Annotated in this window: 13 protein-coding genes and 1 riboswitch; of the genes, 9 read left to right on the forward strand and 4 right to left on the reverse strand. The window is 55.8% G+C overall.

Going from position 1 to position 12,407, the window contains the following annotated elements:
- The first annotated feature begins 33 nt into the window (after positions 1 to 33).
- Positions 34 to 1,536, forward strand: coding sequence for an exodeoxyribonuclease VII large subunit (gene xseA / locus ROA7450_RS03670; protein ID WP_085804317.1), 1,503 nt, complete (start codon positions 34 to 36; stop codon positions 1,534 to 1,536).
- Here xseA and ROA7450_RS03675 read toward each other — a convergent pair.
- On the reverse strand, positions 1,533 to 1,931 hold the full coding sequence (locus tag ROA7450_RS03675) for a hypothetical protein (protein WP_085804318.1): 399 nt from the start codon (positions 1,929 to 1,931) through the stop codon (positions 1,533 to 1,535). The genes xseA and ROA7450_RS03675 overlap by 4 nt on opposite strands.
- A gap of 187 nt (positions 1,932 to 2,118) precedes the next feature.
- Between ROA7450_RS03675 and ROA7450_RS03680 the strand changes: the two genes are divergently transcribed.
- The 6 genes from ROA7450_RS03680 to ROA7450_RS03705 all read left to right on the forward strand — a co-directional run bounded on the left by ROA7450_RS03680 (position 2,119) and on the right by ROA7450_RS03705 (position 8,142).
- Complete coding sequence (locus ROA7450_RS03680) at positions 2,119 to 3,804, forward strand: NAD(P)H-dependent oxidoreductase subunit E (protein ID WP_085804319.1); 1,686 nt, start codon at positions 2,119 to 2,121, stop codon at positions 3,802 to 3,804.
- 99 nt (positions 3,805 to 3,903) lie between these two features.
- Positions 3,904 to 4,584 carry a lysoplasmalogenase gene (locus ROA7450_RS03685; protein WP_085804320.1) on the forward strand — a complete coding sequence of 227 codons (681 nt, stop codon included), beginning with the start codon at positions 3,904 to 3,906 and terminating at the stop codon, positions 4,582 to 4,584.
- A 43-nt stretch (positions 4,585 to 4,627) separates the two neighbouring features.
- Positions 4,628 to 5,881, forward strand: a complete 1,254-nt coding sequence (ftsY, locus tag ROA7450_RS03690; RefSeq protein ID WP_085804321.1) for a signal recognition particle-docking protein FtsY — start codon at positions 4,628 to 4,630, stop codon at positions 5,879 to 5,881.
- Positions 5,882 to 5,905: 24 nt separating this feature from the next.
- Positions 5,906 to 6,808: an EamA family transporter gene (locus tag ROA7450_RS03695; protein ID WP_085804322.1), complete on the forward strand. Its 903-nt coding sequence runs from the start codon at positions 5,906 to 5,908 to the stop codon at positions 6,806 to 6,808.
- A 26-nt stretch (positions 6,809 to 6,834) separates the two neighbouring features.
- Entirely contained in the window at positions 6,835 to 7,440 is a 606-nt protein-coding gene (locus tag ROA7450_RS03700) for an inner membrane-spanning protein YciB (protein WP_085804635.1), read from the forward strand.
- A gap of 168 nt (positions 7,441 to 7,608) precedes the next feature.
- Complete coding sequence (locus tag ROA7450_RS03705; RefSeq protein ID WP_143534350.1) at positions 7,609 to 8,142, forward strand: hypothetical protein; 534 nt, start codon at positions 7,609 to 7,611, stop codon at positions 8,140 to 8,142.
- A 393-nt stretch (positions 8,143 to 8,535) separates the two neighbouring features.
- Here ROA7450_RS03705 and ROA7450_RS03710 read toward each other — a convergent pair whose 3' ends face one another.
- Positions 8,536 to 8,844 carry a YdcH family protein gene (locus tag ROA7450_RS03710; RefSeq protein ID WP_143534351.1) on the reverse strand — a complete coding sequence of 103 codons (309 nt, stop codon included), beginning with the start codon at positions 8,842 to 8,844 and terminating at the stop codon, positions 8,536 to 8,538.
- 155 nt (positions 8,845 to 8,999) lie between these two features.
- Positions 9,000 to 9,077: riboswitch (SAM riboswitch) on the forward strand.
- A gap of 57 nt (positions 9,078 to 9,134) precedes the next feature.
- On the opposite strand from ROA7450_RS03710, the gene metZ reads away from it, so the two are divergent.
- Positions 9,135 to 10,316 (forward strand): O-succinylhomoserine sulfhydrylase, encoded by a 1,182-nt coding sequence (metZ, locus tag ROA7450_RS03715; RefSeq protein WP_085804325.1) that lies wholly within the window; start codon positions 9,135 to 9,137, stop codon positions 10,314 to 10,316.
- Positions 10,317 to 10,340: 24 nt separating this feature from the next.
- Here the strand turns inward: metZ and ROA7450_RS03720 are convergent, their stop codons facing one another.
- Positions 10,341 to 10,931, reverse strand: coding sequence for a YqgE/AlgH family protein (locus ROA7450_RS03720; RefSeq protein ID WP_085804326.1), 591 nt, complete (start codon positions 10,929 to 10,931; stop codon positions 10,341 to 10,343).
- Positions 10,932 to 11,033: 102 nt separating this feature from the next.
- Between ROA7450_RS03720 and ROA7450_RS03725 the strand changes: the two genes are divergently transcribed.
- On the forward strand, positions 11,034 to 11,843 hold the full coding sequence (locus ROA7450_RS03725) for a protein-disulfide reductase DsbD domain-containing protein (RefSeq protein ID WP_085804327.1): 810 nt from the start codon (positions 11,034 to 11,036) through the stop codon (positions 11,841 to 11,843).
- 6 nt (positions 11,844 to 11,849) lie between these two features.
- Here ROA7450_RS03725 and moaB read toward each other — a convergent pair whose 3' ends face one another.
- Positions 11,850 to 12,392, reverse strand: a complete 543-nt coding sequence (gene moaB / locus ROA7450_RS03730) for a molybdenum cofactor biosynthesis protein B (protein WP_085804328.1) — start codon at positions 12,390 to 12,392, stop codon at positions 11,850 to 11,852.
- Positions 12,393 to 12,407: the final 15 nt, after the last annotated feature.

The following is a 12,407-nucleotide window of genomic DNA, read 5'->3' on the forward strand; positions in this document are numbered from 1 at the left end:
GACACAAGACACCCCCGTCATAAGGCAGCCAATATGTCAGACCTGATCGACGACCCGCATCCGGGTCAGAACATGCCAGAATTCACCGTGTCCGAGATATCGGGTGAGGTGAAGCGCACGCTTGAGGGCACCTTTGGGCGTATCCGGGTGAAGGGTGAAGTGGGACGGGTGTTCAAGGCGCGATCCGGGCATCTCTATTATGACGTCAAGGATGACAAAAGTGTGCTGGCCTGCACCACTTGGAAAGGGCAGGTGTCCGGCTTGTCTGTGGTGCCCGAAGAAGGTCTTGAGGTGGTTGTCACCGGCCGTCTCACGGCGTTTGGGGCGCAGTCCAAATACAACATGAACGTTGATGAGGTCGCGGTTGCGGGACAGGGCGCGTTGATGGCGCTGTTGGAAAAGCGCAAAAAGCAGCTCGCCAGCGAGGGATTGTTTGAGGCGTCGCGCAAGAAGCGCTTGCCGTATCTGCCGGGTGTGATCGGGGTGGTCACCTCACCCTCTGGCGCGGTCATTCGGGACATTCTACACCGGCTGCGCGACCGATTTCCGCGCAAGGTGCTGATCTGGCCTGTGGCAGTGCAGGGTGATCGCTGTGCGCCCGAGGTCTCGGCCGCGGTGCGTGGCTTTAACCAATTTACCCCGGGCGGAGCGCTTCCTCGGCCCGATCTGATCATCGTGGCGCGTGGAGGCGGATCGATCGAGGACCTTTGGGGCTTCAATGAAGATTCAGCCGCCCGCGCGGTGGCTGAATCTGAAATTCCGGTGATCTCTGCTGTCGGCCACGAAACCGATACAACACTGATTGACTATGTGTCCGACCAACGTGCGCCGACGCCCACAGCAGCTGCTGAGCTGGCGGTGCCGGTGCGCTTGGACCTGTTGGCCTGGCTGGGCGAGCAAGACGCGCGGCTGACCCATGCTTTGACATCCGGGTTGAGCCGCCGACAACAACGCTTGCGGGATCTCTCTCGCGCCTTGCCGCGCCCCGACAGTTTGCTGGAAGGGCCACGCCAGCGGCTAGACCTGCAGGCCGAGCGCCTACCGGCCATGCTCACCGGGCTGGTCCAGCGCAAACGGGTGCATCTGCTGGAACGCGCCGGAGCCCTGCGACCTGGTTTGCTGCGTCGTGGGTTGGACAATGACACGCGTCGGTTGGCGCAATTATCGGCACGTTTGAACCCTGAGGCGCTGCTGCGGGAAAACGCCCGCCGCCAAAAGGATTTGGCCCAGATTGGTGCGCGATTCAACACGGCAGCCACTCGACAAGTTGGTACATGGCGCGACCGGCTGGAGGGGTTGGAGCGCTTGCGTCAAACAGTTGGCTATGAAGCCACGCTGAATCGTGGCTATGCGGTGGTGCGCAAGGGTGACAAGGTGCTGACAACCAAGGAAAAAGCGCAAAAAGAAGCCGCGCTCGACGTGCAGTTCGCCGATGGTGTTCTACCGGTGCAGGTGGGTGGCAGCCCAGTCGCGAAGACAGCGCCTAAGCCTCGAAAAGCAATGCCGTCTTCAGACGATCAAGGCAGCCTATTCTAAACCCCGATTTTGGGCCCCAGACACAGCAATGGCTCTGAGCTTTGTTCTACCTCGTAGAGCGTGGTGCTGGTCGGGTCGTTTTCAAACCGGGCCACCAGCCCGCCGCCGGATTGGGCAAAGCTCCAGCATTGCGGCTCGGGTGTTTCATCGTAGCGAAAGCAGATCAGATCGCCCTCAGGGTACCAATATCCTTCTTGGCATTCGCCATCGAGGAAAGACCAGCGCACCCGGCGGTTTTTTAGATATTCCTCGGCGCCATAGGCATTCCCATCCGAACCATAGTAGAAAGTCTTGGACTCGGTATAGGCTTCAAACTCCTGTGCACTCATCAATGGTTGGGCATTGATGGCCAGCGGCCAGCCAACCAAACAGAAGATAAATGCGCAAAATTTCATAACGTCAGCTCATCAAGATGTTACCGATAACCGTTACCGCGACCATTGTCCGGTTTCCTATCCACGACATTGGTGCCGGATCGGGTGAATTTCCAGCGTTTATTAGGGACTTCATGTCGCTTTTGGTCTCGCCTTGGCGGCATCTCCCTTGTATCTGTGCAGGCCAGACAAAGACAGAGGGCATCTCATGGCACTGGACGATCGCAAGGGCGTGTGGAAATCGGGTAAAGGCAAAGGGCGTAAAACACCCAAAGGCCGTCAAGTGGATGACACAGCCTGGGAAGAGGTCCGCGACCTGCTGGGCGATACCCCGCGTGACCGTGATCTGCTGATTGAGTTTCTGCACCTGATCCAAGACCGTTTTGGCCACCTTTCAGCAGCGCATTTGCGGGCTCTGGCTGAAGAAATGCGGATCGGTCAGGCCGAAATTTACGAGGTTGCCACCTTCTATGCTCACTTTGATGTGGTTAAAGAGGGCGAGACACCCCCGCCCGCGCTGACCATTCGTGTCTGCGATTCGCTGAGCTGCGAATTGGCGGGCGCCGAGCAATTGCAAAAGGCGCTTGAGGACGGTCTAGATGCCTCGCAAGTGCGGGTGCTGCGCGCGCCCTGCATGGGGCGGTGTGACACTGCGCCGGTACTGGAAATCGGTCACAATCATATCGATCACGCCACACCGGAAAAAGTGCAGGCTGCGATTGCTGCCGATGATACCCATGCGCATGTGCCCGAATATGAAGACTTTGCCGCATATAAGGCCGATGGCGGTTACGCCAAGCTGGCCGAGCTGCGTGCTGGTGGTGATTTTGAAACGGTTCAACAGGAGTTGCTGGATTCTGGCTTGCGTGGTCTGGGCGGAGCGGGATTCCCATCGGGTCGTAAATGGGGTTTTGTCCGGGCCGAAGCAGGCCCTCGCTATCTGGCCGTAAACGGTGACGAGGGCGAGCCGGGCACCTTCAAAGACCGCTATTATCTTGAGCGCACGCCGCATCCGTTCCTTGAAGGCATGCTGATCGGTGCTTGGGCGGTTGAGGCTGAAAAATGCTTTATCTACATGCGCGACGAATATCCTGCCGTGCTGAAGATTCTGGCAAAAGAAATTGCGGCACTGGAAGAGGCGGGCATTGTCGAGCCGGGCTATATCGACCTGCGCCGCGGTGCCGGGGCCTATATCTGCGGCGAAGAAAGCGCGATGATCGAATCGATCGAAGGCAAGCGCGGCCTGCCACGTCACCGCCCGCCATTCGTGGCGCAGGTCGGGATCTTCAACCGTCCGACCTTGGTGAACAACGTTGAAACCCTTTATTGGGTCGCGCGCGTGCTGCGGGAAGGCAAAGACATCCTCAGCAGTGTTGAGAAAAATGGCCGCAAAGGCCTGCGTTCCTACTCGGTTTCGGGCCGTGTCAAGAACCCGGGCGTACACCTGCTGCCAGCCGGTTCGACCATCACCGACATCATCGAGGCCTGCGGTGGCATGCTTGATGGCTGCAGCTTCAAGGCTTACCAGCCGGGTGGTCCTTCATCGGGCCTGCTGCCTGCGTCGATGGATGATGTGCCGCTTGATTTCGACACGCTTCAGCCGCATGGCACGTTCATCGGTTCGGCGGCTGTTGTCGTGCTTAGCGATCAGGACAGCGCCAAAGATGCCGCGCTGAATATGCTGCGCTTCTTCGAGGATGAAAGCTGTGGTCAGTGCACGCCGTGCCGTGTGGGTTGCGAAAAAGCCGTCAAGCTGATGCAGGCCGACACATGGGATCAACCGCTGCTGGAAGAGCTGTGCACCGCGATGGGTGACGCTTCGATCTGTGGTCTGGGTCAAGCGGCACCAAACCCGATCCGCCTGACAATGAAGCACTTCCCAGACGAGGTGTAAGCTGAGATCTGCCATTCCGGGCGCTGACGTAACGGCATCCGGGACAGGCCGCACAAGACAAGGTTAACTGCTCTCAAAGACCTTGAGGCAAGAGCACAGATGACCGTTTTTGAAGAAATCGCCTTGAGACAGTCCATCATGTTTGGTGGGCTGTCTTTTGGTTTTCTGGCTGCGATTATCTTTGCGTTTTTCTTCTGCTATCGCGGGCCATCGACGCTCAAAACCTTCATTAAGGTCCTGACACCGCTTGCCTTTGCGGTTGCGGGATACGTGAATTTTGCGGCACCGCTTGTGGTGCTTGGGTTGCTGGTATCTGCGATTGGTGATGCGTTCCTGTCGCGCGATGGCAAAAAGAGCTTTCTCACCGGCTTGATCGCCTTCGCTGCGGCGCATGTCTTTTACATCGCGCATTTTCTGCCAATGGCGTCGCTGGCGGATTTGACGTGGTTGCCTGCTGTGCTGCTTGTGGTGTTGGCTGTGTCGACAGAACGCTGGTTGATCCCGTACACTGATGACATGGCTTGGCCTGTGCGGATCTATGTTTTGCTGATCACGGTAATGGGTTGTGCGGCATTGGGGCTGAGCGGGCGCGAGATTGCAGTGCTTGGGGCCTTTGCCTTTATCTTGTCGGATCTGATTTTGGCGATCAACCTGTTTCGCTTGCCTCCAGACTCCCGCCTGCGCATCCCAAGTGAGATCGCGCTGTGGATTTTCTATGTTTTGGGGCAGGCGGGGATCTTGATCGGGGCAGGCTTTGCGCAGCCGCTCTTTTCAATCTGATCATCACCCTTTAGGGGAAAAGGAGGGTTGATCGGAGGCCGCAATGGCATTTTTCAAAAAGCTCAAGGATAAGCTGTTCAAATCTTCCTCAAAGCTTGAGGAAGGGCTGGATGCTATCGTCGAGGATGGCGGCGAAGAAGAGGTGGTAACACCCGAGCCTGTAGTGGTTGTTGACACGCCCGCTGCGCCTAACGAACCCACTCCAGAGCCAGAGCCAGAGCCAGAGCCAGAGCCAGAGCCAGAGCCAGAGCCAGAGCCAGAGCCAGAGCCAGAGCCAGAGCCAGAGCCAGAGCCAGAGCCAGAGCCAGAGCCAGAGCCAGAGCCAGAGCCAGAGATCACGTCCGCGCCGGAGCCTCAAGCCTCGGCGGAGCCAACTCCTGTGGCGCCGACGCAACCCGCGCCAGCCAAGCCCGGTCTGTTGGGCCGTTTGTTGGGCCGTGGCGACAAGAAAACCGTGGTCCGCCGCGTGCTCGATGATGACATGTTGGAGCAACTTGAAGAGTTGCTGATCACCGCTGACATGGGCGTCGATACTGCCCTGCGCGTCACTGCCAACATGGCCGAAGGCCGGATGGGCAAACGTCTGTCCACCCAAGAGATCAAAGAGCTTCTGGCCAGCGAGATTGCCCGGATCATGGAACCAGTCGCCCGCCCAATGCCGCTTTATCCGAACCGACCACAGGTAGTACTGGTGGTCGGTGTCAACGGCTCTGGCAAAACCACAACCATCGGCAAGCTGGCCAGCCAGTTCCGCGCTGCGGGTAAAAAGGTGGTCATCGCGGCCGGCGATACCTTTCGCGCTGCCGCTGTGGAACAGCTGCAGATTTGGGGCGACCGCGCAGGTGTACCGGTTCTGACAGCACCCGAAGGTTCCGATCCCGCTAGCCTGGCATTTGATGCCATGGAGCAGGCGCAAAAAGACGGCGCTGACCTGCTGATGATCGACACCGCGGGCCGCTTGCAAAACCGTCAGGATTTGATGGAGGAGCTGGCCAAGATCGTTCGTGTGATCCGCAAGAAAGATCCAAGCGCCCCGCACAACACATTGCTGGTACTGGACGCCACCACAGGTCAGAACGCGCTAAGTCAAGTTTCGACATTCCAAAAGCTTGCGGATGTCTCAGGTCTTGTTATGACCAAGCTCGACGGCACTGCTAAGGGCGGTGTTCTGGTGGCATTGGCGGACAAGTTCGGCCTGCCCATCCATGCCATCGGCGTGGGCGAGCAGATCGACGATCTGGCCCCGTTTGATCCCGAAGAATTTGCGGCTGCGCTCACCGGTTTGGATGCGAATTAAACGCCATAACATTGGCGGTTCCCAATGAGTGATTGGCTCATCTCGCTTGAAGGCACTGAGGCCGGTCATCATTGGGCGCTGGGTCTGGCGATTTGGGCGGCGTTTTTGCATGCGGTGTTTGGCGCGCTGCAAAAGGGGCGGCATGACCCATGGCTTACCCGTGGTGCGATTGATTTCAGCTATTGCCTGATGTCGGCACCGTTTGCGTTTTTTGTGGTGCCCTGGCCCGAGCCGCATATGTGGCCGATCTTTTTTGGCGCATGGGCATTGCATCTGATCTACAAGATCCTGCAGGCGATGGCTTACACCCGTGGGGCCTATACCGTGGTTTATCCGGTGGTGCGGGGGACGGGGCCGCTGTTTACCGTGATCGGGGCCTATCTGCTCTTTGGCGAATCCTTCACGGCAATTCAGTGGTTGGGCGTCTTGGTACTGCTTTGCGGGATTTACGGCCTTGCTGTTTACAACATGCGCACCATCGTGGCGCAGCGAGAGACATTGATCGCGGCTTTAGGACTGGCGGTGCTAACTGGTGTGTTCGTTGCGCTCTACACCACGTTTGATGCTTACGGCATTCGCGCGACGGCTGACCCTTTCACCTTCCTAGCGTGGTTTTTCATGTTTGATGGGTTGGTGATCCCATTCTACGCCTACTACCGCTGGAAGCACATGCCGGACGCACCAGCCCCTGCACCGTTGATGTTCAGGGGTTTTGTTGGTGGCTTGGTTGCCTATATGTCATTCGGGTCCATCATGCTGGCGACCCGGTTGGACAAAGTCGGAGAGGCGGCGGTGCTGCGTGAAACCTCGACTGTGTTTGCAGCCATAATCGGCTGGCTGGTGCTGCGCGAAACCGTGGGGCCGCGCCGCATTGCATTGATGGCTTTGATTGCCGCAGGTGCGGTGATAGTGGAGATGGGCGGCTGATGGCCCGCGACAGTAAGGACAGACAGATGAGCGAAATCAATTCCCCCAAATGGCTAAAACCCGCGTTGGAGTTTGGCCCGATTTTGTTGTTCTTTATGGCTTATCTGAAGCTCAAGGATCATGTGTTTACCGTCAGCGGGACTGAATATCAGGGTTTTATCGTTGTGACCGCTGGTTTTATCCCTATCTTTCTGCTGTCGATGGTGGCACTCTGGAAATTGACCGGGCATTTGTCGAAAATGCAAATCATCACGGCAGTGTTAATCGTGGTTTTTGGTGGGTTGTCTGTCTGGTTCAATGACCCGAAATTCTTCAAGATGAAGCCGACGATCATTTATCTGCTATTCGGAGGCGCGTTGGCGTTAGGGCTGATGCGTGGTCAGTCTTATCTGCAATACGCCATGGACGGGCTTATGCCCTTGACGGACGAGGGTTGGATGATTCTGACCAAACGGATCATGTTGTTTTTCTTCGGGCTTGCTGTTCTGAACGAGCTGGTCTGGCGCACACAGACCGAGGAAACTTGGGTCTATTTCAAAACCTTTGGTTTGACAGCGGCGATGTTCGTTTTCTTCATGACGCAAGGTAAGTTGTTTCAACAACATGGCACAGAAGACGACAGCGCGAAATAACCGCATTCACAAAGGGTTGAAGGACAGAGAAAGTCATTCGTTTGCCAGTCTTTTGACGTAATTTCTGTGTAGGCAAACATTATGGTTAGCAGTCTGTCTTATCGTTTATGGAACGCAATTTCGTCGGTGCCCCCGATAAATCCGGGGAATATTCTGCCTTTGGTGATCATGCTGATTCTCTGGGTTGGTTTACATCAGTTCCAGATCGATGAAGACACGATCTTTGTTATCTCGGTTGTGGTGGCCGAAGGGTATATGATCTGGCGAAACCTGCCCACAGCCGCGGCAAGTCTTGGGACAATTCAAAAAGATAAGCCCCGTCTTCTGCGGTGGCCAGTCATGGCTGTGATTGGGCTGATCGCCATTCAGCTTTGGCTGAATGATCCCCTTTTCACTCAGCGCGTCTTAACCGGTGCATGCTTGTTTGTGCTAATTGTTATGTTGTTGGGTTTGCGGCGCGAACAGATTCTGCTTGATCGGGTGGTGCCGTTGAAACAGCACTCGGGTCGCCAGATCAAACGTGTCGGACTGCTGCGAATCAATGCGCTGGTGCTGGCGATTGTGATCACCGTGAACGAGACTCTGATTGCATCAGAACCTCTGGCGGTCTGGATTACGGTAATGCCACTGCTGGCGATCTTGCTGCATGGGTTTTACTGGTTCGCCGTCTTGATGGTATTACCCTCCGAAGAAGCTTCATAATAACGCGCCTTTCAGAACGCATTGCGTTCAGTAACTATGCTTTGGTACTGAGAACGATCAGCGAGAAACGCGTGTTTGCGATTGCGGGCATCTGAGTGCGAATGCTTGTTCTCCAGATCTTAAGCAAGTTCAGCCGGTCTATTCGTTGGAGTCTTCATCTTCGCATTCGGCCTGAACATTGCGACACTCTTCTGAATGTTGATCATCGCACAAGGCTTCGGCCAATTCAGAGATATGAGGGCTATGGAGAAATCTTGCACCAAGAAGGATATCCCGAAGTGTTGGATAGAACATAGTTTCACCTGTTGAATTCGGGTTTTGGGTTCTGCGGGATGAGGTGTTGCCCCCTGAGGAAAGGCACCACCTCACCCCGACGCTGGCAGGGCATGGCCATCAAGCCATCGCCGCACCTGCCAGAAGTGTTTTCAAGCGGCCTTCGCAATGCACAAGCTCATCTTTCAACTGCAACTTGCGGCGCTTGTATCCTTTAAGAATGAGCGTGTTCGGGCGGAGGCGAACTTGTTCCGCTTGCACTTGGAGGTCAGCCTCTTGATGGCGTTTGTGGAGCGCTTCGATGCGGGAAGAGATCGCGTTGATTCCCAGGTGTTTTGTAACGGCCACGGCAGATACCTCCTCGTCAGCCCCAAGCCTGCACAGGCGATCGAAACTTGGGTTTTCCGTTTGCATTGATCTCAGTGACATTGAAATGGGGACATTGGGTATTTGCTTCAAGGCTATTGTTTTTGAAAATACGATAGGAATAAGCTATTATGCAGTATCTCTGTTGCACCGCCGTGCAGTCGCTCTTTTCTGGGCAAGCCTGAGCAGGCCCTTGACGTGAATTGCCCGCAAGGATAAAGCAGCGCCGTGGCGATTTGTTACCGGATTGCGGGCCACGTTAAACAACACCGCTAAAAGGTCAGGATGAAAGCCCCCTTTCGCTTGACCGCGTTAGGGGTTTTTTCATGGGTTAGGCGCCCCGGAGGAAGAAGATGACAAAAGACTGGAACACACGTACCAAGCTGGTTCACGCGGGTAGCCGTCGCAGCCAATACAACGAGGTGAGCGAAGCGATCTTCATGACGCAGGGCTTTGTGTATGAAACTGCCGAGGACGCCGAGGCGCGGTTTATAAACTCTGGTCCTGATGAATTTATCTATGCCCGCTATGGCAACCCGACCGTAGCGATGTTCGAAGAACGTATCGCCGCTTTGGAAGGCACCGAAGATGCCTTTGCGACTGCCAGTGGTATGGCTGCCGTAAGTGGTGCGCTGACCTCAATGCTTCGCGCGGGCGATCACGTTGTTGCGGCAAAGGCGCTGTTTGGGTCTTGTCTCTACGTGCTCGAAGAGATCCTGGCGCGCTTTGGGGTCGAAGTGTCCTTTGTTGACGGCACGGATCTGGCCCAATGGAAAGCTGCAATCCGGGAAGACACCAAACTGGTGTTTTTCGAATCTGTTGCGAATCCGACGCTGGAAATTGTCGATATCCGTGCGGTGTCCGAACTGGCGCATGCGGTTGGCGCACAAGTGGTCATCGACAACGTTTTTGCGACCCCGGTGTTTTCGCGCGCGGTGGAGCAGGGGGCGGATGTGGTGATTTACTCGACCACCAAACATGTCGATGGTCAGGGTCGTGCACTTGGGGGGGTCATTCTGGGGACACAAGAATTCATTCGCGGCACGATCGAGCCCTACATGAAACACACGGGCGGATCGATGTCGCCATTTAATGCCTGGGTGATGCTCAAAGGTATGGAAACGATTGATCTGCGGGTTCGGGCGCAGGCGGCGTCTGCCTTGGCGATTGCGGATTCTCTGCAAGGACACAAGAAACTTTTGCGCGCCATCTATCCGGGACATTCAAGCCATGCCCAGCATGATCTGGTTGTTGAACAGATGACCAAAGGTGGCACTGTAATTGCTCTGGACATCGAAGGCGGGCAGGAAGGAGCGTTTCGTTTCCTCAATGCACTGGAGATTGTAGTGATTTCCAACAATCTGGGCGACGCAAAGTCGATTGCAACACATCCGGCAACGACCACGCACCAGCGCCTTTCAGACGAGCAGAAAGCCGAGCTTGGTATCACTCCCGGTCTGATCCGGATGTCCGTTGGCATCGAAGATACGGACGATCTGATTCAGGATGTCCTGAATGCGTTGAGCAAAGTCTAAGATTTTGGAAATCGGGCATGTTTCCTAGGCGTGCCCGGCATCCGCTGACAAAGCAAGCGCACTGACCCCCAATTTGCTCAGGGCTGCCTCCCATTTGTTGGCGTCCGCTGTTTCAAACACCAGCATCTGATCGGCCTCAGCCGTGAGCCAGCCATTCTGGGCAATTTCCGATTCCAACTGCCCGGGCCCCCAACCAGCATAGCCAAGCGCCAGAATGGCGCGCTCTGGGCCCCGGCCATCGGCGAAATCCTCAAGGATATCAAGGGTCGCGGTCATCGCGAATTGGGTGTTCACATCCATGGTCGAAATCGCGGAATGATAGCCATGCTCATGTAAAACAAATCCTCTGCCATGTTCTACGGGGCCGCCAAAATGAACGGGTGTTTCGCGTGTCTCAGGACCGGTTTTGATCTCTAGCTGCTCCAGCAGATCATGGAGTTTGAGCTCATCTGTGGGTTTGTTGATGACCAACCCCATGGCCCCATCTTCGGAATGGGCGCACATGAAGACAACTGACTGTGCAAACCTTGGATCAGCCATACCCGGCATGGCGATAAGTACTTGACCGCTAAGGTCTATTTCGCTTTCGCTTGTGTTTTCTATATCACTGCTCATGGTTCAATGATGGGTCTCTTACGGTCAAAGTGCAAGGGAAATGACATATTTGTCGCTGGAATGTGAGTTGGCATTTCCCTTTGCATGCCCCAAGTAAGGGACATGATAAAAACTCTATTTACCCTTTGTGCTGCGTGGTGTTTGGCGCTTGCTGCCCCGGTTGTGGCAGGCCCTGCTGACGATATAGTTGATGCCCGGATTTTGCCAGGCTGGCGTGGTTCAAATGGCGAACATGTTTCGGCCTTGCAGATTACGCTGAAGGACGGTTGGAAAACCTATTGGCGCGCACCCGGTGATGCGGGCATTCCACCGCGATTTGACTGGCAGGGGTCCGACAATCTGGCGGGTGTTCATGTTGTTTGGCCGACGCCAATTGTCTTTCGCCAAAGCGGTTTGCAAAGCGTGGGCTACAAGGATGTGCTGATTTTGCCGCTAAAGATCACGCCGAAGCAAGGGGCGGGATCTATCTCCTTGCGGGGCGATATCGAGATCGGTGTGTGCGAGGATATTTGTGTGCCCGTGAACCTGAAAGTGTCTCAGGACTTGCCGTCAACCGCTGGAAAGCGTGACCCGCGCATTGTTGCAGCACTGGCGGATCAACCTTATTCGGCAACGGAATCAGGGGTTTCGCATGTGTCTTGTCAGGTCACGCCGGTAAAAAATGGCATGAAGCTCAAGGCTAAGATCACACTGCCACGCAAAGGCAAATCGGAATTTGTGGCTATCGAAGCGGATGATCCAAAAATCTGGGTGGCGCAGGCGGAAACCAAGCGCGAAGGTCGGGTATTGTATGCCGAAACCACGCTTTATCATGCGGATGGACGCCCATTTTCGCTCAATCGTTCGGGGCTTCGACTGACAGTGATTGGCGGCAAATCCGCAGTTGATATTCAGGGCTGCCCGGCGGGCTAAGGCGCATTATTTGCGTTTCAAATGCTCATCCAGACGCGGCATAATTTCCACGAAATTGCAGGGGCGATGGCGGAAATCCAACTGATAAGCAAGGATCTCGTCCCAAGCGTCTTTGCAGGCCCCGGGACTGCCCGGCAGGGCAAAAAGATAGGTGCCACCGGCTACGCCGCCGGTGGCACGGGATTGAACAGCGCTGGTGCCGATTTTGTTCATCGAAACGATGGTGAATACTGTACCAAAGGCATCGATTTCCTTCTCGTAGACATCACGGTGCGCTTCGACCGTAACATCGCGACCGGTCAAGCCAGTGCCGCCGGTTGAGATCACGACGTCAATTTCAGGGTCCGCGATCCATGTTCTGAGCTGGTAGGCGATGGTGTCTCGTTCATCCCGGCAGATGGCACGGGCGGCGAGGATGTGCCCTACTCCTTCGAGCCGGGCTACCAAGGTGTCACCAGACCGGTCGTCGGACATGTCGCGGGTGTCGCTGACCGTCAGAACGGCAATGCGTACGGGGATAAACTCTTTGCTGTCGTCGATGCGGCTCATGATGTGTCCTGCAGG

The sequence above is a fragment of the Roseovarius albus genome (genome assembly GCF_900172335.1).
Classification (GTDB): Bacteria; Pseudomonadota; Alphaproteobacteria; order Rhodobacterales; family Rhodobacteraceae; genus Roseovarius; species Roseovarius albus.

What these genes read in the sequence shown, in the direction of transcription:
- xseA (WP_085804317.1), top strand. Translation starts at nt 34, where the DNA reads ATGTCAGACCTGATCGACGACCCGCATCCGGGTCAGAACATGCCAGAA.
- ROA7450_RS03675 (WP_085804318.1), bottom strand. Translation starts at nt 1,931, where the DNA reads ATGAAATTTTGCGCATTTATCTTCTGTTTGGTTGGCTGGCCGCTGGCC.
- ROA7450_RS03680 (WP_085804319.1), top strand. Translation starts at nt 2,119, where the DNA reads ATGGCACTGGACGATCGCAAGGGCGTGTGGAAATCGGGTAAAGGCAAA.
- ROA7450_RS03685 (WP_085804320.1), top strand. Translation starts at nt 3,904, where the DNA reads ATGACCGTTTTTGAAGAAATCGCCTTGAGACAGTCCATCATGTTTGGT.
- ftsY (WP_085804321.1), top strand. Translation starts at nt 4,628, where the DNA reads ATGGCATTTTTCAAAAAGCTCAAGGATAAGCTGTTCAAATCTTCCTCA.
- ROA7450_RS03695 (WP_085804322.1), top strand. Translation starts at nt 5,906, where the DNA reads ATGAGTGATTGGCTCATCTCGCTTGAAGGCACTGAGGCCGGTCATCAT.
- ROA7450_RS03700 (WP_085804635.1), top strand. Translation starts at nt 6,835, where the DNA reads ATGAGCGAAATCAATTCCCCCAAATGGCTAAAACCCGCGTTGGAGTTT.
- ROA7450_RS03705 (WP_143534350.1), top strand. Translation starts at nt 7,609, where the DNA reads ATGCTGATTCTCTGGGTTGGTTTACATCAGTTCCAGATCGATGAAGAC.
- ROA7450_RS03710 (WP_143534351.1), bottom strand. Translation starts at nt 8,844, where the DNA reads ATGTCACTGAGATCAATGCAAACGGAAAACCCAAGTTTCGATCGCCTG.
- metZ (WP_085804325.1), top strand. Translation starts at nt 9,135, where the DNA reads ATGACAAAAGACTGGAACACACGTACCAAGCTGGTTCACGCGGGTAGC.
- ROA7450_RS03720 (WP_085804326.1), bottom strand. Translation starts at nt 10,931, where the DNA reads ATGAGCAGTGATATAGAAAACACAAGCGAAAGCGAAATAGACCTTAGC.
- ROA7450_RS03725 (WP_085804327.1), top strand. Translation starts at nt 11,034, where the DNA reads ATGATAAAAACTCTATTTACCCTTTGTGCTGCGTGGTGTTTGGCGCTT.
- moaB (WP_085804328.1), bottom strand. Translation starts at nt 12,392, where the DNA reads ATGAGCCGCATCGACGACAGCAAAGAGTTTATCCCCGTACGCATTGCC.